This is a genomic window from Sphingomonas sp. NY01, from assembly GCF_038809135.1.
GTDB lineage: Bacteria > Pseudomonadota > Alphaproteobacteria > Sphingomonadales > Sphingomonadaceae > Sphingomonas > Sphingomonas carotinifaciens.
The window spans coordinates 176,808-194,962 of the sequence record NZ_CP101722.1 but is presented as its reverse complement, the minus strand read 5'-3'; the positions used below and the strand labels follow the sequence as shown (position 1 = coordinate 194,962).

21 protein-coding genes are annotated in these 18,155 nt (G+C 68.0%); 5 read left to right on the top strand and 16 right to left on the bottom strand.

All coding sequences use genetic code 11. The annotated features are described in order from the left end of the window. The first annotated feature begins 46 nt into the window (after positions 1-46). From NPJ82_RS01000 to NPJ82_RS00990, 3 genes are all read left to right on the top strand, one after another. Entirely contained in the window at positions 47-1,165 is a 1,119-nt protein-coding gene (locus NPJ82_RS01000) for a homoserine O-acetyltransferase (protein WP_342658056.1), read from the top strand. After that, positions 1,162-1,752: a methionine biosynthesis protein MetW gene (gene metW / locus NPJ82_RS00995; RefSeq protein ID WP_112383776.1), complete on the top strand. Its 591-nt coding sequence runs from the start codon at positions 1,162-1,164 to the stop codon at positions 1,750-1,752. The genes NPJ82_RS01000 and metW overlap by 4 nt, the downstream gene beginning before the upstream one ends. Before the next feature lie 115 nt (positions 1,753-1,867). After that, positions 1,868-2,287 (top strand): response regulator, encoded by a 420-nt coding sequence (locus NPJ82_RS00990; RefSeq protein WP_342658055.1) that lies wholly within the window; start codon positions 1,868-1,870, stop codon positions 2,285-2,287. Here NPJ82_RS00990 and NPJ82_RS00985 read toward each other — a convergent pair. The 6 genes from NPJ82_RS00985 to NPJ82_RS00960 are packed head-to-tail and all read right to left on the bottom strand — an operon-like array spanning position 2,274 to position 8,250. Then, positions 2,274-3,794: a PAS domain-containing protein gene (locus NPJ82_RS00985; RefSeq protein WP_342658054.1), complete on the bottom strand. Its 1,521-nt coding sequence runs from the start codon at positions 3,792-3,794 to the stop codon at positions 2,274-2,276. The genes NPJ82_RS00990 and NPJ82_RS00985 overlap by 14 nt on opposite strands. Before the next feature lie 47 nt (positions 3,795-3,841). Further along, complete coding sequence (gene ssb / locus NPJ82_RS00980) at positions 3,842-4,426, bottom strand: single-stranded DNA-binding protein (protein ID WP_149682663.1); 585 nt, start codon at positions 4,424-4,426, stop codon at positions 3,842-3,844. A gap of 18 nt (positions 4,427-4,444) precedes the next feature. Beyond that, entirely contained in the window at positions 4,445-6,295 is a 1,851-nt protein-coding gene (locus tag NPJ82_RS00975; protein WP_342658053.1) for a ferrous iron transporter B, read from the bottom strand. A 4-nt stretch (positions 6,296-6,299) separates the two neighbouring features. Beyond that, positions 6,300-6,617 (bottom strand): FeoA family protein, encoded by a 318-nt coding sequence (locus NPJ82_RS00970; RefSeq protein WP_235904064.1) that lies wholly within the window; start codon positions 6,615-6,617, stop codon positions 6,300-6,302. Between the two features lie 53 nt (positions 6,618-6,670). Beyond that, positions 6,671-7,330, bottom strand: a complete 660-nt coding sequence (locus NPJ82_RS00965; protein WP_342658052.1) for a COQ9 family protein — start codon at positions 7,328-7,330, stop codon at positions 6,671-6,673. Further along, a complete protein-coding gene (locus NPJ82_RS00960; RefSeq protein ID WP_342658051.1) occupies positions 7,327-8,250 on the bottom strand; it encodes a DMT family transporter in 924 nt (307 codons plus the stop codon). The genes NPJ82_RS00965 and NPJ82_RS00960 overlap by 4 nt, the downstream gene beginning before the upstream one ends. 53 nt (positions 8,251-8,303) lie before the next feature. Between NPJ82_RS00960 and NPJ82_RS00955 the strand changes: the two genes are divergently transcribed. Beyond that, positions 8,304-9,395: an alkene reductase gene (locus tag NPJ82_RS00955; RefSeq protein ID WP_342658050.1), complete on the top strand. Its 1,092-nt coding sequence runs from the start codon at positions 8,304-8,306 to the stop codon at positions 9,393-9,395. Between the two features lie 204 nt (positions 9,396-9,599). On the opposite strand, the gene NPJ82_RS00950 is transcribed toward NPJ82_RS00955, so the two are convergent. The 8 genes from NPJ82_RS00950 to NPJ82_RS00915 form a co-directional block, all read right to left on the bottom strand. After that, positions 9,600-10,139, bottom strand: coding sequence for a GNAT family N-acetyltransferase (locus tag NPJ82_RS00950; RefSeq protein WP_342658049.1), 540 nt, complete (start codon positions 10,137-10,139; stop codon positions 9,600-9,602). Then, positions 10,136-10,549, bottom strand: a complete 414-nt coding sequence (ribH, locus tag NPJ82_RS00945; protein WP_267347996.1) for a 6,7-dimethyl-8-ribityllumazine synthase — start codon at positions 10,547-10,549, stop codon at positions 10,136-10,138. Before ribH ends, NPJ82_RS00950 begins: the two co-directional genes overlap by 4 nt. Further along, entirely contained in the window at positions 10,549-11,694 is a 1,146-nt protein-coding gene (gene ribB / locus NPJ82_RS00940) for a 3,4-dihydroxy-2-butanone-4-phosphate synthase (protein WP_235904063.1), read from the bottom strand. Before ribB ends, ribH begins: the two co-directional genes overlap by 1 nt. Then, on the bottom strand, positions 11,684-12,301 hold the full coding sequence (locus tag NPJ82_RS00935) for a riboflavin synthase (RefSeq protein WP_112383786.1): 618 nt from the start codon (positions 12,299-12,301) through the stop codon (positions 11,684-11,686). The genes ribB and NPJ82_RS00935 overlap by 11 nt, the downstream gene beginning before the upstream one ends. 1 nt (position 12,302) lies before the next feature. Beyond that, positions 12,303-13,244, bottom strand: a complete 942-nt coding sequence (gene ribD / locus NPJ82_RS00930; protein ID WP_342659050.1) for a bifunctional diaminohydroxyphosphoribosylaminopyrimidine deaminase/5-amino-6-(5-phosphoribosylamino)uracil reductase RibD — start codon at positions 13,242-13,244, stop codon at positions 12,303-12,305. Positions 13,245-13,261: 17 nt separating this feature from the next. Beyond that, positions 13,262-13,609 (bottom strand): hypothetical protein, encoded by a 348-nt coding sequence (locus NPJ82_RS00925; protein ID WP_112383787.1) that lies wholly within the window; start codon positions 13,607-13,609, stop codon positions 13,262-13,264. A gap of 244 nt (positions 13,610-13,853) precedes the next feature. Beyond that, complete coding sequence (locus NPJ82_RS00920; protein ID WP_342658048.1) at positions 13,854-14,525, bottom strand: TonB family protein; 672 nt, start codon at positions 14,523-14,525, stop codon at positions 13,854-13,856. Between the two features lie 251 nt (positions 14,526-14,776). After that, entirely contained in the window at positions 14,777-16,108 is a 1,332-nt protein-coding gene (locus NPJ82_RS00915) for a glutamate--tRNA ligase (RefSeq protein ID WP_342658047.1), read from the bottom strand. A gap of 107 nt (positions 16,109-16,215) precedes the next feature. Between NPJ82_RS00915 and NPJ82_RS00910 the strand changes: the two genes are divergently transcribed. Continuing rightward, entirely contained in the window at positions 16,216-17,151 is a 936-nt protein-coding gene (locus NPJ82_RS00910; RefSeq protein ID WP_112383789.1) for a ribose-phosphate pyrophosphokinase, read from the top strand. A gap of 45 nt (positions 17,152-17,196) precedes the next feature. On the opposite strand, the gene NPJ82_RS00905 is transcribed toward NPJ82_RS00910, so the two are convergent. Continuing rightward, positions 17,197-17,550 (bottom strand): pilus assembly protein PilZ, encoded by a 354-nt coding sequence (locus NPJ82_RS00905; RefSeq protein ID WP_235904062.1) that lies wholly within the window; start codon positions 17,548-17,550, stop codon positions 17,197-17,199. Positions 17,551-17,555: 5 nt separating this feature from the next. Then, the gene (locus NPJ82_RS00900) at positions 17,556-18,077 is read right to left on the bottom strand and encodes a sterol desaturase family protein (protein WP_112383791.1); all 522 of its coding nucleotides are present in this window, start codon (positions 18,075-18,077) and stop codon (positions 17,556-17,558) included. Positions 18,078-18,155 lie beyond the last annotated feature (78 nt).

Below are 18,155 nucleotides of genomic sequence, written 5' to 3'. Positions count from 1 at the left end.
GCGCGGGCCTTGCGTCGCCAGCCCCGGCGGCCTAGCGAGCCGTCCCATGTCCGATGACGCGCGCTTCGGCCTTCTCCGCCATGTCCGTCTGCCCGGCCCGCTGCGGCTGGACGGCGGCGCGCTGCTGTCGCCGGTCGAGATCGCCTATGAAACCTATGGCACGCTCGATCCCCAGGGCAGCAACGCGATCCTGATCTGCCATGCGCTGACCGGTGACCAGCATGTCGCCAGCGTCCATCCGCGCACCGGCAAGCCCGGCTGGTGGACGCGCCTCGTCGGCCCCGGCAGGCCGATCGATCCGACCCGGCATTTCATCATCTGCTCGAACGTCATCGGCAGTTGCATGGGCTCGTCGGGCCCCGCCACGATCAACCCCGCGACGAACGCGCCCTGGGGGATGGGTTTTCCCGTCATCACCATTCGCGACATGGTGCGCGCGCAGGCCCTGCTGCTCGATCATCTGGGGGTGGGACAGTTGCAGGCGGTGGTCGGCGGATCGATGGGCGGCATGCAGGCGCTCAGCTGGGCCGCCACCTTCCCCGAGCGGGTTCGCGCCGTCGTCGCCATCGCCACCACCGCGCGCCACACCGCGCAGAACATCGCCTTTCACGAGGTCGGGCGCCAGGCGGTGATGGCCGATCCCCGCTGGCGCGGCGGCGACTATTACGGGCATGACGATCCCCCCGCCGCCGGTCTGGCGGTGGCGCGCATGGCCGCGCACATCACCTATCTGTCGGAGGCGGGCCTGACCGAGAAGTTCGGCCGCAAGCTTCAGGCGCGCGAGGCGAAAAGCTTCGGCTTCGACGCCGATTTCCAGGTGGAAAGCTATCTGCGCCACCAGGGGATCAGCTTCGTCGACCGGTTCGACGCCAATTCCTATCTTTATATCACCCGCGCGGTCGATTATTTCGATCTGGCCGAGGAACATGGTGGCCTGCTCGCCGGTGCCTTCCGCCAGACGCGCGCGCGCTTCTGCGTGGTCAGCTTCGACACCGACTGGCTGTATCCCACCGCCGCCTCGCGCGGCATCGTCCAGGCGCTGAACGCCGCCGGCTCGGCGGTCAGCTTCGTGGAACTGTCCAGCCCTTACGGCCATGACGCGTTTCTGCTGGAGGCCCCCGAGATGAACCGGGTGATCGATGGTTTCCTGAGGGCCGAGCCATGAACGACCTGCGCCCCGACCTGTCGATCATCGCCCGCCATGTCGCGCGCGGCAGCCGCATCCTCGATATCGGCTGCGGCGACGGCGCGCTGATGGCGGCGCTGCGCGACGAGGCGGGATGCGACGCGCGCGGGCTGGAGATCGATCCCGCCAACGTCGCCGCCGCGGTCGCCCGCGGGCTGGCGGTGGTGCAGGGTGATGCCGACACCGACCTCGCCAGCTACCCCGACGCCAGCTTCGACTATGCGATCCTCAGCCAGACGCTGCAGACCGCGCGCGCTCCGGACGTCGTGCTCGACCATCTGCTACGCATCGGCCGCCGCGCCTTTGTCAGCTTCCCCAACTTCGCCCACTGGCGCGTCCGCCTGTCGCTCATGTGGGGCGGACGCATGCCCGTCACCGACCTCCTCCCCGAACGCTGGTACGACACCCCCAACATCCACCACGTCACCATCGACGACTTTCGCGCCTTTCTGCGCGATCGCGGCCTGACCGTGGAGGGGAGCTGGTTCCTGTCGCGCAGCCGCCAGACCAGCGCGGCGGCGGCGAACCTGCGCGCGGAACATGCGGTATTTTTGCTACAGCGCTGATCTCAACTTGATTTCGATCAATATGAGTACGGAACTGAACATAGGTCAGCGCATTGGCTTGTCCGAGTATCGGGCATGGTCCTGCGACCCTGCCCGTCCCGATATTGGAACCCGCATGTCGAAAACCGCACTGATCGTAGAGGACGAGATTTTCGTTGCCCTCGATCTCGAACGCATCCTCACCGACGCCGGATACCACGTCGCCGCGATCGCCGCGGACAGCGCCACCGCGATGGAGGCCGCGCCGCAGTGCAGCTTCGCCTTTGTCGACGTCAACCTGCGCGACGGCGCCACCGGCCCCACCATCGCCCGCCGCATTTCGTCCGAATATGGCGTCAAGGTGGTGTTCGTCACCGCCAACCCCGCGCAGATCGGCGAGTCGGGCGGCGCGCTAGGCTATATTCGCAAGCCCTTCAGCGAGCAGGCGATTATCGCGGCCGCGGCCCTATGCAGCCAGGCGTGCAGCGAAACGGGCGGCAAGGCGGATGCGACCGAGACCCCCGACCTGATGCCCTTGACGCTCAACCACGGCTGAACGCCGCCTCCGGCACCGCCACCGTCACCACCAGCCCCTCCGGCCGCCAGTCGCGCGCTACCGTGCCGCCGAGCTGGCGCACCGCACTCAACTCCACCAGTTGCGATCCGAACCCGGCATAGGCGGGTGCGGCATCGACGCGCGGGCCGCTCGTCTCGGTCCAGCACAGCACCACCCCGCCATCCCGGCGATCGATCCGCACCGTCACGCTGCCATGATCGGTCGACAGCGCGCCATATTTGCTCGCGTTCGTCGCCAGCTCGTGAAACAGCAGCGCCAGCGGCGTGGCCGAGCGGTCGTCGATCCGCACATCGTCGCCCGTCACGCGCAGCCGCTCCATGCTTTCCTGCGCATAGGGCAGGAACAGGTCGTTGAGCAGGCCGTGCAGGCTGTCCTGCCGCGCCAGCGGGCGCGACGCGTTGCTGTGCGGCCGGACGAAGTCGTGCGCGCGGCCCAGCGCGGTGATCCGGTCGCGCAGGTCGGCCGCCAGCGGCGCGAACGGCGGATTGCCCCGCGCCGCGAAACCGATCAGGCCCGAGATCACCGCAAAGATGTTCTTGATGCGGTGACTCAGCTCCTGGCTGATGATCTCGCGCTCTTCCTGCACCAGCTTCTGTTCGTGGATGTCGGTGCAGGTGCCGAACCAGCGGGTGATCGCGCCATCCGCATCGCGCAGCGGCAGCGCCCGCCCCAGCACCCAGCGATAGGTGCCGTCGAAATGGCGCAGGCGATATTCGATCTGGTACGGGTCGCCGGTCGCCAGGCTTTGCCGCCATACCGCCCATGCGCGATCCTGATCGTCGGGATGGAACATGTCGTTCCACCCCTCACCGTCGGTGGAACCCCGGGGGGTGCCGGTAAAATCGTACCAGCGCGCATTGTAATAGTCGTGATAGCCATCGGGCAGCGTCGCCCACACCATCTGCGGCATCGCATCGGCAAGCGTGCGGAACCGCCGCTCGCTATCGGCCAGCGCCTCCGCCTCGCGCTCGCGGATCGCCTCCTGCTCGGCGGTGGTGCGCCGATCCTCCAGCCGCGCCATGGTCAGGCTGGCCAGCACCGTCAGCCCCTGCCGTTGCAGCGCGGTCAGCCCCTCGGGCCGCGGCTCCCGGTCGACCACGCACAACGCGCCCAGCGCCACCCCGTCCCGCGACCGGAGCGGCATGCCCGCATAGAAGCGCAGATGCATGTCCCCGGTGACGAAGGGATGATCGGCAAAGCACGGGTCCAGCGTCGCGTCGCGGATCTCGGTCAAACCGTCCTGCACCATCGCATGGGTGCAAAAGGACAGGCTGCGCGACGGTGCCGCCATTCCGTCCGCCCCGCTTTGCGCCAGGAAGCGGGTGTCTTCCTCCTCGACCAGCGAGACGAGCGCCATCGGTGCCGCGCACAGCATGGCGGCGAAATCGGTCACATCGTCCAGCAGGCCGGACGCTCGGACGCCGCCGGGGGCATAGGCATCGACGATCCGGGCACGGGCCGGTGTCGGATCGTCGCTATTCGTCATGCGATAAAGCTACCTTGCCGGCCGAAAAACAGAGATGCCGACCGGAATCAGAACGGCACGTCGTCATCCAGATCGTCGGCGAAACCGCCGCCCTGGCTGAACCCGCCGCGACCACCGGCGTTCCCGGCCGGCGCCCCGCCGCCGCGCTGACCGCCCGATCCGCCGCCAAAGCCGCCGCCCGACGAGGATCCGCCGCCGCCATAGCCACCGCCGAAATCGTCACCGCCGCCGGCCCAGTCGTCGCCGCCGCCGCTGCGGCCACCGCCGCCCTGCCCGCCGCCGGGTCCGTCGAGCATGGTCAGGACCGAGTTGAAGCCCTGCAGCACGACCTCGGTCGAATAGCGCTCGTTGCCCGACTGGTCCTGCCATTTGCGCGTCTGCAACTGGCCCTCGATATAGACCTTCGATCCCTTGCGCAGGAACCGCTCGGCGACGTTGGCCAGCCCTTCGTTGAAGATCGCGACCGAATGCCATTCGGTCTTTTCCTTGCGCTCGCCCGAATTGCGGTCCTTCCACGATTCCGACGTGGCGATGCGCAGGTTCACGACCTTGCCGCCGTTCTGGAAGCTGCGGCTTTCGGGGTCGCGCCCCAGATTGCCGACGAGAATGACCTTGTTGACGCTGCCTGCCATGATGCCCCGAAACTTCTCTTACAGGCCGGCGAGCGTCGCCAGCCAATAGGTGATACCGGCCATGATGTAGGCCGTGGCGAACAAATAGCCAACCATGAACGCCGGCCACTTCCACCCGTTCGTCTCCCGCCGGGTGACGGCGATGGTGGAGATGCACTGGGGGGCAAAGACGAACCACATCAGAAAGGCGAGCGCGGTCGGCAGGGTCCACCGGTTCTTCAGATTCTCGGTGATCGCCTTCTGCCCGCCCTCGGCTTCGGGGTCGTCGATGGCATAGACGGTACCGATCGCCGCCACCGCCACTTCGCGTGCCGCCATCGCCGGGATCAGCGCCAGCGCGATGTCGCGGTTGAAGCCGATCGGCGCGACCACCGTCTCCAGCCCGTTCGCGATCCGCCCGGCCACCGAATAATCGACCGGGGAGATGCCGCTATTCTCCGGCGGCTTGGGAAAGGACAGTAGCGCCCACAGGATCACCGTGGTCAGCGCGATGGTGGTGCCTGCCCGCTTGAGGAAGATCAGCGACCGGCTCCACAGCCCGATGGCGACGTCGCGAAGCTGCGGCCACTGGTATTTCGGCATCTCCATCATGAAGCCGGAGGATTCGCCCTTGGTCACCGTCCGGCGCAGCACCAGCGCCGCGACGAATGCGCCCAATATGCCCATGACGTAGAGGCCGAGCAGCACCAGCCCCTGCAGACCGACCAAAGGCGCCACCTGCCGGTCCGGAATGAATGCCCCGATGATGATCGTATAGACCGGCAGCCGCGCCGAACAGGTCATCAGCGGCGCGATCAGCATCGTGGTCAGCCGGTCCTTTTCATCCTCGATCGACCGCGTCGCCATGATCCCCGGCACCGCGCACGCAAAGGAGGACAGAAGCGGGATGAACGCCCGCCCCGACAGACCGACATGCGCCATCAGCCGGTCCATCAGGAACGCCGCGCGCACCATATAGCCCGACGCTTCCAAAATCAGGATGAACAGGAACAGGATCAGGATCTGCGGCAGGAACACCACCACCGCGCCCACACCCGCGATCAGGCCATCGGTCAGCAGCGATCGCAGGAAACTGTCGGGCAATACCGCATCGATCCACCCGTCCAGCGCGGCGAACGCGCCCTCGATCCACCCGATCGGCGCCTCCGACCAGGCGAACACCGCCTGGAACATGATGAACAGCAATCCGATCAGCAGGATCGGGCCCGATACCGGGTGCAGCGCCACCGCATCCAGCGCATGGGTCCAGCGTCGCCCGGCGGTTTCCGACACCGTGGTCCGGCCGGCAATCTCGCGCGCGCGGCGCTGCAGCGCCTTGATGTCCTCGGCGGGCGCGGCATCGCGGGACTGCCGCGTCGCCACCATCTCGCCGATATGGGTGCGCAACGCATCGATCCCGCGCCGCCGCACCGCCACCGTCGGCACCACCGGCACGCCCAGTTCGCGCGACAGGATGTCGGGGTCCAGCGTCAGCCCGTCGCGCTCGGCCAGGTCGACCATGTTCAGCGCGACCACCACCGGCAGGCCCAGCGCGATCAGTTGCAGCGCGAAGCGCAGGTGATTGTCCAGATTGGCGGCGTCGACGACGATGATCAGCGCGTCGGGACGCCGCTCCCCCGCCTGCCGCCCGGTGACCACATCGCGCGTCACCCGCTCGTCGGGGGAGGACGGGTCCAGGCTATAGGCGCCGGGCAGGTCGACCAGTTCGACCGGACGGCCGTCGTCCAGCGCCAGCCGGCCCGAATGCCGCTCCACCGTCACGCCCGGATAATTGCCGACCTTCTGCCGGGCACCGGTCAGCGCGTTGAACAGCGCGCTCTTGCCGGCATTGGGATTGCCGACCAGCGCGACCAGCGGTTGTGCATGCATCCTGTCAGCGACGATCCGAGTCGCCCGGTGCGGACTCGCCTGCCGTGGCCTGCGCGACCGGCGCCACCTGGATCGCGGCGGCGACGCGGCGGCGCAGCGCCACCGTCATCCGTCCGATGCGACAGGCGATCGGACCACCACCCAGGAAACTGCGATGAAGCACCTCGACATCGACGCCCTCGTCGAACCCGAACTCGCGCAAACGCCGCGCCTCGGGCTGCGCCAGCCGCTCCCAGGCGATTGCGGCCACCGTTGCCGGGCGGTGGCGCGGCAGCGAGATCAGGCTGAACCCGGCGGAGTCGAACATCGGTGCGGTGGCCATGGCCCCTACATAGACCGCCTGCGAGTGATTATCAATTAGCTGTGGTGATGAAGTTACACGGCCGGATAGCGCAGCCGGCCGATAAAGCGCGAAAGACTCGGCCGATATTCCGCGCGGCGCAGCACGCCCGCCTTCAGCTTCTCGAACTGCATGATGCCATCGATCCGCCGCGCCAGGAACGCGCGCGTGTCCGCATGGCCCTCGCTGTCATCGTCCACGAACACGGTGATCGTCGCGCCGTACACGCCCAGCAGGATCGTGCGCTTGGTGTAATGATTGTAATCGGTCGCGGTGTCGCCGGCATGGCGCCAGATCGTGTCCACCGATCGCCAGCCCAGCCGCGCGGCCGCCGCCACGTTCTGCGGCATCGCCAGCACCGCCAATGCCCGGCGCAGCGCCTCGCGCTCGGGCGCCAGCACCGTCAACCGCGCCTCGACAAGTTGCTGGATACGCTGGCGGATCTTCATCGTGGCGACCGTCGCGGCGGGCAGCGCCTCGACCATCGCCCGGTCCACGCTGTCGAACCACGCATCGATCATCGCCACCGCCCCGCCCGCAAACGCCAACCGCGCCACATCCCGGTCGATATCCGCCGCATCCGCCGCCATCTCGAGCGCCGCGGCGGTCCAGCCGTCGAATGCCGCATTGCTGGCGATGCCGGGGGCAAGGGCGGCGCGAACCTCGTCCAGCGTCATATCCACGACATCGCTCATGCCTCACTCCTTCCCTTGCGGCGAACCAGCACCAGTGCCGCCGCCACCAACGCCACGCCGAGCAGATCGGGCCCGCCCAGCCGCTCGCCATAGATGATCCAGCCGATCGCGCCCGCCACGATCGGCTGGACGAGCAGCGCGATGCCGATCACCAGCGGGCTCAGCTTGCCCAGCGCATAGATCATCAGCCCCTGTCCCACCACCTGGCTGACCAGCGCCATTGCGATCAGCGCGCCCCAGTGATCGGGCCAGATCCGCTCGCCCAGCATCAGCGCATAGAGCAGCAGCGGCACGATGCTCGCCAGCGTCGACATCGCCAGCGCCGGCACCGGCGCCACCCGCGTCCGCACCCGCGCCATCAGGATGAAATAGACCGCATACAGCACGCCCGCCGCCAGACACAGCAGATCGCCGATCAGATGCCGTGGGTCCGCCTGATAGGACCGCCCCATCAGCAGCCCGCCGCCCAGTGCCGCCAGCAGCAGCGCGAACGCCTGCATGCGCGTCGGCCACGCCCGCGCCACCAGAAAGCCGTAGATCGGAAAGATCAGCGTCGCCGAATTGCCGAACAGCGTGGCATTGGCCAGCGTCGTCTGCCGGATGCCCAGGTGCCACGTTCCCAGGTCGCCGGCAAAGGCGATGCCGGACAGCAGCAGCACGCCCAGCAGGCCCCAGGGGGGTTGCCGCCCCCGCACGCCGCCGCCGCCGGCCACGAACGCTGCCGCCACCAGCACGGGCGCGGCCAGCGTGATCCGCCAGAACGCCGCCGCCACCGGCCCGGTATCCGCCAGCCGCACGAACCACGGCCCGAAGGCAAGCGCGACGTTCGCCAGAATCACCGCGGCGAACGCCGCCGGGGACGCATCCGGTAACGGGGTTTGGGCCGGCGCAGTTTTTCTTGGGGGCGCGCTTGCGTGCATGGCTCCCCTTAGCTCCCTATCTCGCCGTCGTCAGGCAAGAAAAAGGAAGCCTAATGCCCAGTCTGTTCGACGCCATCGATCTCGGCGCCATCCACGCGCCCAACCGCATCCTCATGGCGCCGCTCACCCGTGGTCGCGCCGACAAGGCGGCGGTGCCGACCCCGATCATGGCCGAATATTATGCGCAGCGTGCCGGTGCCGGCCTCATCATCTCGGAAGCGACCGGGATCAGCCGCCAGGGGCTGGGCTGGCCCTTCGCCCCCGGTCTTTGGTCCGACGAGCAGGTCGAGGCGTGGCGCCCGGTGACGAAGGCGGTGCACGACGCCGGCGGCCGCATCGTCGCGCAGCTCTGGCACATGGGCCGGCAGGTCCATTCCTCGGTGATCGGAGAGCAGCCCGTCTCTTCCTCGGCGACCGCCACCGCGGGTCAGGCGCATACCTATGACGGCAAGCAGGATTTCGAGACCGCGCGCCCGCTGACGCTCGACGAGATCCCCGCCCTCCTCGACACCTATGCGCGCGCCACCGCCAACGCGCTCGCCGCCGGGTTCGACGGCGTGCAGGTCCACGCCGCCAATGGCTATCTGATCGACCAGTTCCTGCGCGACAACGCCAATCTCCGCGACGACCGCTACGGCGGTGCCCCGGAAAACCGCATCCGCCTCCTGCGCGAAGTCGTGGAGCGTGTCGCCGGCGTTGCCGGTGCCGACCGCACCAGCGTCCGCCTCTCCCCCAACGGCGACAGCCAGGGCGTGGACGACTCGAACCCCGCCGCGGTCTTCATCCCCGCCGCACAGGCGCTGGCGGAGATCGGCATCGGCTTTCTGGAACTGCGCGAACCCGGCCCCGACGGCACCTTCGGCAAGACCGACGTACCCAAGCTCTCGCCACAGATCCGTGACGTGTTCACAGGGCCGCTGGTGCTGAACTCGGACTATGAAACCGCCGCACAGGCGCAGGCCGCCATCGACGCCGGCACGGCGGATGCGATCAGCTTCGGCCGCACCTTCCTGGCCAACCCCGACCTGCCCGAGCGCCTCGCCAAGGACGCTCCGCTGAACCAGAGCAACATCAAGACATGGTACAGCCAGGGGCCGGAGGGTTATATCGACTACCCGACGCTGGACGAAGCCAAGGCTGCATAAGTCAGTATCAACACCCCTCTCCCCTCCGGGGAGCATCAGGTGAACAGCGCCCCACGCTGTTCAACCCATGCCGGGGGCATGGGCGACCTGATGCTGGAGGGGCCCATCGCAAATACGATGGGAGGGTGAGGGGCCGCCACAGGCGAAACGCTGCTTGGCAACCCATCACCCCAACCCTCTCCCCGAGGGGGAGAGGGAGCAGCGCTACGACTGCTTCCGCGCACGCCAATCACCGGCGCTCTGCCCCCAAGCATCGACGCGAAACGTCTCAAGTGGCGCAGGCAGCGACGCCGGGCCCTCGTTGCGAGATCCAAGCCGCCTGGCCAGTTGGATCGATGCTTCGTTCTCCGGATCGATCGTGTGGATCACGTGATCCCAGCCCAGCACATCGACCGCATAGTCCATCGCTGCGCAGGCCGCTTCATGAGCATAGCCGCGCCCGGCAAAAGCCCGCGCCACGCCCCAACCGACCTCACGCCCCGGCCAGCCATCGGGTTGCCACGGTCCGACACGCCCGATCCATTGCCCGGTATGCCTCTCTATCAGCGAAAACATCGCAAAGCCGCGGATGCTCCACGCCCCTGCCATCGCACAAAGTCCGCGCCACGCTACGCTTCGCGTCTGCACGCCACCCAGGAAACGCATCGTCTCGGGTTCGGCATGGAACGCCGCCCATGCCTCGAAGTCCTCCGCCACGGGCGGCCGCAGGATCAGCCGCTCGGTGAAGAGGATCGGGCCGTTCACCCGAAGCGGCTCTTCAGGTCCAGCATCGCCAGCGCCGCCTTTGCCGCCTCGCCGCCCTTGTCCTTCTGGTCGGGTCGGGCGCGGACCAGCGCCTGCTCCTCGTTCTCGACGGTCAGGATGCCGTTGCCGATCGCCAGCCCGTCCATGGTCAGCGCCATGATCCCGCGTGCGCTTTCGCCCGCGACGATCTCGAAATGATAGGTCTCGCCGCGGATCACGACGCCCAAGCCCACGAACGCGTCATAACGCTCCGCCGCCAGCGCGATCGTGCCCGGCACCTCCAGCGCGCCCGGCACGGTCACCGTCTCGTGGGTGTGCCCCGCCGCCTCGATCGCGGCGCGCGCACCCTCCAGCAGCAGGTCGTTCAGATGGGTATAGAACCGCGCCTCGACGATCAGCACATGCGCCATCAGGCGTCTCCTTCTTCGATGCGACGCTCGCCGACGATCGACAGCCCATAGCCGTCGAGGCCGACCAGCGTGTGATGGGTATTGGTCAGCAGCACCATGTCCTGCACGCCCAGTTCGGCCAGGATCATCGCGCCGACGCCGTAGTCGCGCAGTTCCTCCATGTCGATCGACACCTCCTCGCCCGCCTTCAGGCGCACCGCGGTGGTGAACGCGTCCGATCGCGGCCGGTTGATGACGACGACGACGCCGGCGCCCTCCTCGGCGATGATCTCCATCGAACGCGCCAGCAGATGCCCGCGCGACCCCGACTCGCCGAACACGTCGGCAAAGGGCGACAGCGCGTGCATGCGCACCAGCACCGGCTTCGTGATGTCCAGCCGCCCCTTGACCAGCGCGACCTGCTCGGTCCCCGTCGCCTTGTTGCGATAGGCGCGCGCGACCCAGTCGCCGCCCCATTCGCTGACGAACTTGGCCTCCGACTGCAACTCGACCAGATGGTCGTAGCGCCGGCGATAGGCGATCAGGTCGCGGATCGTGCCGATCTTGAGCCCGTGGAGCTGCGCAAAGCCGACCAGGTCGTCCATGCGCGACATGGTGCCGTCCTCGTTCATGATCTCGCAGATCACGCCCGAGGGGTTGAGGCCCGCCAGCCGCGCGACGTCCACCGCCGCCTCGGTATGGCCGGCGCGCACCAGCACGCCGCCGTCGCGCGCGACCAGCGGGAAGACATGGCCCGGCGTCACGATCTCGCCCGCGCCCTTGGCCGCATCGATCGCGACCGAGATGGTCCGCGCACGGTCGGCCGCCGAAATCCCCGTCGTCACCCCCTCGCGCGCCTCGATCGAGACGGTGAAGGCGGTCTCGTGCCGGGTGCCGTTGTTGCGGCTCATCAGCGGCAGGCCGAGCGCATCGACGCGCTCCTTGGTCATGGCGAGGCAGATCAGCCCGCGACCGTGCCGCGCCATGAAGTTCACCTTTTCGGGCGTCGCCATCTGCGCGGGGATGACCAGATCGCCCTCATTCTCCCGATCCTCGTCGTCGACCAGGATGAACATCCGCCCGTTGCGGGCCTCGTCGATGATCTCTTCGGGGCTGGACAGAAAGGCGTGGCGCAACCGCGCCAGTTCTGCGGACTTAGCGGCCACGATAATGCTCCATGCGTTGCAGATAGCGGGCAAGCACGTCAATCTCGACATTCACCGCCTGCCCCTCGGCCACCGTGCCCAGCGTGGTCACCGCGGCGGTATGCGGAATGATGTTCAGGCCGACGACCGTGCCGTCGGCTCCATCCTCGACGCTGTTCACGGTCAGCGAAACGCCGTCGATCGTCACCGACCCCTTGGTCGCGACAAAGGGAGCCAGCTCGGCCGGCACGCGCACGAACACGCGGTGCGATCCGCCTTCCTCCGCCACCGACACCACGGTGCCGACCCCGTCGACATGGCCGGTGACGATATGCCCGCCCAGCTCGTCGCCCAGCTTCATCGCACGTTCCAGGTTCAGGTGGCGGCCGTTCGTCCACTGCTCCGCCGCGGTCCGGCTGATCGTCTCGCCCGAGACGTCGACCGCGAACCAGCCCGGCGCGCCGGGCGCGGACTTGTCGACCACGGTCAGGCACACGCCCGAACAGGCGATCGAGGCGCCCAGATCGACGCTGCCCATGTCATAGGCGGTGGAGATGCGGACGCGCGTGTCGCCGCGCGACTCGACCGCGTCGATGATACCGATATCGGTGACGATGCCTGTAAACATATCAGCCGCGCTCGTAGACCTCGAGCCGGTCGCTGCCAAGCGCGCGTGCATCGGCCAGCCGCCATCGGCCATGCGCATCCGCCAGCCTCGCCAGCCCGATATCGCCCAGTGCCGCGCGGCCCCGCCCGATCAGCACGGGTGCCCGGTACAGCAGCAGCCGATCGACCAGATCGGCGCCGAGGAACGCCGCCGCCGCCCCGGCACCCCCCTCCACCATCAGATGATCGACCCCCGCCAGTCCGGCAATCGCCTGCGGAGCCGCGACATGCTCCCATCCCGGCTCTGGCCGGCGCGACAGCAGCACGCGGCGCGGGCTTCGCGCCGCCAGCCCGGCCAGCCGCACGTCCAGCCGCGGCGCATCCGCCACCAGCGTGCCGCGGCCGACCAGGATCGCCTCGTGCCGGCTCCGCTCCAGATGGGTATGCGCCCTAGCCTGCGCACCGGTGATCCAGCGGCTCTTCCCGTCCGCCATCGCGATGCAGCCATCCAGCGAGGTGGCGAGCTTCAGCGTGACATAGGGCCGCCCCGATGCCTGCCGCATAAGGAAGCCGGCAATCATGCCCCGCGCCTCGGCCTCCCGAACCCCTTCGACCACCGCGATCCCGGCATCCCGCGCCCGCGCGAAACCGCTGCCGTTGGTGCGGGGATCGGGATCGCCCATCGCCGCCACGATCCGCGCCACGCCCGCGGCGATCAACAGGTCGGTACAGGCCGGCCCCCGCGCGGAGAGATGCGCGCACGGCTCCAGCGTGACATAGGCGGTGGCCCCGGTTGCCGCACCGCCCGCTTGCCGCAGCGCCATCGCCTCGGCATGCGGCCGCCCGCCATCCTGCGTCCAGCCGCGCCCGACTACGCGGCCGTTCGCAACGATGACGCAACCGACGCTGGGATTGGGGGCCGTGCGTCCGCGCCCGCGCGAGGCGAGCGCCAGTGCAGCGCCCATCCAGCGATGATCGTCGCTCAGATACCCCACCGGCTCAACGCGTCGTCCACCTTCTTGAACTCGGCACGCTTGGCCTCTTCGGCGGCCTTTTGCTCGGCCAGCATCTTCTTTTTCTTGAAATAGTCGATCTTCTGCTGCGCGACGATCTCGGCGTCGGTGCGATCGGCCGACCATTGCTCGACATAGACGATGTCGGGCTTGTACGGCACCGGCACATAATCGTCGCGCGCAAAGGCATAGACGAAGAAGCCGGTGATCCCCACCGCCAGCGCCAGGAACCCCAGTTCATAGGGCTGGCGATGCGACAGAAACAGCCGCAGATCCTGATAGGCGCGGCGGGGCGAAAAGCGGCCGAAGAACGACATGGGCCCGAAGATAGGGATTTGGGGGCCGCGGATAAAGGGCCAAACACCTGCTCCCTCTCCCCTCCGGGGAAAGGGTTGGGGTGAGGGGCCGCCAAGCAGTGCAGCACTGCTGGTCTGCCCCTCACCCTCCCACCGCTTCGCGGCGGGCCCCACCAGCATCAGGTAGCCAATGCCCCCGGCAGGGCTGAACAGCGCGGGGCGCTGTTCACCTGATGCTCTCCGGAAGGGAGAGGGAAAAAGAGCATCAATCCTCCAGCACGAACGTCACCGACATCGTCCGCCACGCCTCTTCCGCCATGCCGTCGCGCGTCGCCGGCTTGAACCGCCACTTGGCCAGCGCCCGCTCGCGCGTCGCGCGGCAGAAGCCGTCCGAACTCGCGGTCACGCATTCCACCTGTCGTACCCGCCCGTCGGTTCCGACCAGCACCCGCACCACCACGCGCCCGGCCTCGCCCATCCGCTGCTCGGCGGATGGATAGGGAGGCTGGAACTGCCCGGCATAACGCGGATCGACCTGCGGCCCGGTGAACACTGATGGCGGCTTGGGTGGATCGACCACCCGCGCGGTGCCCGTGCCGCCGATCACGCCGCCCTCGATCGGCGGCAAAGGCGGCGGCGGTGAAAACACCGGTCCGGCCGGCGCTACATCCACGGGCAGCGTGGTCAGATCGGGTACCGGCCGGGGTGCCGGTTGCGGCGTGACGCTCTCGCGCGGTTGTATCTCGGGCAGCACCGGTTCTGGCGGCGGCGGGGGCTGCAGCGGGATGTTCGTCGTGGTCAGCGTCGTATCCGGCGGCTTCTTGAACACCGATGGCGGATTGGCGAACAACAGAGCCCCGATCAGGACGACGTTGACGCCGACAGCCACCGACAGGCTGGCCGGATGGAATTCACGTGCGTGACGATCCGCATACATGACGCTTGCCTCCTTCGCTGACGATCACTCCTTGAGACGCCCCACGGCCACACCTTGCCGCAGGATGCGATGGTACATCATAACGGGGCCCGCACAAGTGGCCGTTTTCCTACAGCGTGTCGATCCGCTATGACGTCACCATGATCCGGCACACGCCCGCCAGTCCGCTGCTTCCGACAAGGCAGCGTAACGGGATCGGAAGTGGACACGCAGTGGGGGGTGTAGTGTCCACTTCCACGGCACGCGCCGGGTCAGCCCGCCGCCGCCCCGAGTCGCGCCACCGCCCGCGCCTGCCCGATCAACGGCAGCAACTGGCCCATGTCCGGTCCATGCGCCCGGCCGGTCAGCGCCAGGCGCAGCGGCAGGAACAGCGCCTTGCCCTTGCGCCCGCTCGTCCCCTTCAACCGGTCGGTCAGCGCGTGCCAGGGGTCGCCCGCCCAGTCGATCGCCGCCGCCGCTGCCGCCGCCTCGGCCAGATAGGCACGATCCTCCCCGGCGATCTCCGCGTCGACCGGTCCCTCGATCACGCCCCACCAGTCCGCCGCTTCGGCCACCGTCGACAGGTTCGGCCGCACCGCATCCCATTCCGCCGCGCCCATGCCGGCGGGCAGGCGATCCGCGACCGCCTCGAACGGCAACTGGTGCACGATGCGCGCGTTCAACTGTGCCAGTTCGCCCTCATCGAACCGCGCCGGTGCGCGGCCGAAGCGGGCGAAATCGAACGTCGCGATCAGCGGCGCCATGTCCGCCACCGCCTCCACCGGATCGCTGGTCCCGATCCGCGCCAGCAGCGCGCGGACGCTCTGCGCCTCCAGCCCGACCTCGCGGAAGTGATCGACGCCCAGCGATCCCAGCCGCTTGGACAGCTTGCCCTCCGCCCCGGTCAGCAGCGCGGCATGCGCAAAGCCCGGCGGGGCCGCGCCCATCGCGTCGAACATCTGCAATTGCAGCGCGGTGTTGGACACATGGTCCTCGCCGCGCACCACCTGCGTCACCCCCATGTCGATGTCGTCGATCGCCGATGGCAGCATATACAGCCACGATCCGTCCGCGCGCCGGATGACGGGATCGCTCATCGTCGCAGGGTCGAAGCTTTGGGGCCCACGCACCGCATCGTCCCAGCGTATCGGCGCGTCATGATCCAGCTTGAACCGCCAGTGCGGGCGTATCCCCTGCGCCTCCAGCGCGGCGCGCTCCGCCTCCGACAGGCGAAGCGCCGCCCGGTCATAGACGGGCGGCAATCCCCGCCCCAGCAGCACCTTGCGCTTCAGGTCCAGTTCCTGCGCGGTTTCATAGGCCGGATAGATGCGCCCGGCCGCGACCAGCGCGGCGAACCGCGATTCGTACAGCGCGAACCGCGCCGATTGCCGCACCTCCCCGTCCGGCTCCATGCCCAGCCACGCCAGATCGGCCCGGATCGCGTCCACGAAGCGTTCCTCGCTGCGCTCGGCATCGGTGTCGTCGATGCGCAGCAGGAAACGGCCGCCATTCCCCTTCGCATACATCCAGTTATGCAGGGCGGTGCGGATATTGCCGACATGAAGCCGCCCGGTGGGCGACGGCGCGAAGCGGGTCACGGTCATGCGCGTGGCCATAACCGGGCCCCGGCGATGCGGCAAAGCACTTTGCGCTTATGTGACACCACGGTTAAGGGGCGCGCATCACGACCGGGCTGCGGGGACCGACGACCATGAAGTTGATGACGGGCAATTCGAACCTGCCACTGGCGCAGGCGATCTCGAACTATCTCGAGGTGCCGCTGACCGAGGCGCTGGTACGCCGCTTCGCCGACGAGGAGATCTTTGTCGAGATCCAGGAGAATGTCCGCGGCGAGGACGTGTTCGTGATCCAGTCGACGGGCTTTCCTGCCAACGACAACCTCATGGAACTGCTCATCATGATCGACGCGCTGAAGCGCGCGTCGGCCAAGCGGATCACCGCGGTCGTTCCCTATTTCGGCTATGCCCGCCAGGACCGGAAGCCCGGCCCGCGCACGCCGATTTCGGCCAAGCTGGTCGCCAATCTGATCACCGTCGCGGGCGCCGACCGCGTGCTCTCGGTCGATCTCCACGCCGGCCAGATCCAGGGCTTCTTCGATATCCCCACCGACAATCTCTACGCCGCGCCGGTGATGAGCGCGGACATCCAGGCCCGCTTCCGGGGCAAGAACCTGATGGTCGTCTCGCCCGACGTCGGCGGCGTGGTGCGCGCCCGCCAGCTGGCCAAGCGACTCGACAACGCGCCGCTCGCCATCGTCGACAAGCGTCGCGAGCGTGCCGGCGAGTCGGAGGTGATGAACATCATCGGCGATGTCGAGGGGCGTTTCTGCATCCTGATCGACGATATCGTCGACTCGGCCGGCACGCTGTGCAACGCCGCCGCGGCGCTGCGCGAGGCGGGGGCGGAGGATGTCGTCGCCTATGTCACCCACGGCGTGCTGTCGGGCGGCGCGGTCGCGCGGGTCGACGGCTCGGCTTTGCGCGAGCTGGTCATCACCGACTCGATCGGCAATCACGAGACGATCGGCACCACCCCCAAGATCCGCCACCTCGCCATCGCCCCCCTGCTGGGCGAGGCGATCAAGCGCATCGCGGACGAAACCAGCGTGTCCTCGCTGTTCGACTGATACGCCCGAACCCTCTTCCTCGGTCGGGGGGAGAGGGTCGCCGCCTCAGCGGTTGCCGAGGCCGACGATATGCTCGAACACCGCCGGGTGCAGCGGCTTGGCGAAGGCGCAACCATATTTGAACTTGTCCCGCCATGCGACCACCGCCTCCAGCGGCGCGAGGCCGGGCAGCGTCAGCCACACCACCGTGCCCGGCCACAGCGTGAAGCTGGTTTCGGCGCGAAAGCCCTGTTGCGACAGGTCGACCACGTCGATCTCGAACCGGGTCTGTCCCTTGTCGCGCAGATGCGCGCGCATCTTGACCTTGCGGCGCAGCGACTGGCGGAGTTCCTGGCCGGCGACCGGCTCGAACGGCGGGGTGAAGACCGGATGTTCCATCGCGACTCGCTCTACGGCCATGGTGGTTACTTTTCCGGAAACGCACCGGCCTCCGCTTTGGGTGCGCGCACCCCGGCATGGCGCCGCCGCTTCAACTCGGCCTTCAGGTCCTCGGGCCGGGGCGCGACCAGGAAGCCGAAGCTGACATTGCCCTCCTTCGTCTCCACCACGTGATGCAACCGGTGCGCCTGAACGATCCGCTTCATATAGGTCGATTTGGGCAGGTACCGCGTCGGCAGCCGCCGGTGCACGATCACGTCGTGGAAACCGAAATAGATCGCGCCATATGCCGCGATCCCCGCCCCGATCCAGGTAAAGCCCGGCCACCAGCCAAGCTGCACGCCGCCCAGGATCATCACGAACGACGGCACCGCGAAGATCGCCGCATACAGGTCGTTCAACTCCCAGTTGCCGGTCCGCGGGCGATGGTGGCTTTCGTGCAGGAACCAGCCCGGACCATGCATGATCCAGCGGTGTGCCGCATAGGCGAAGCCTTCCATGCCGATCACGGTGGCGACGAGGAGCAGGATGCCGATGGACCAGGACATGAAATTCTTCGACTTTCCTATATATATTGCGATGCGTTTGCAATAGTGCGCTGAATTCGGCAAAATCCGGGGTGGATT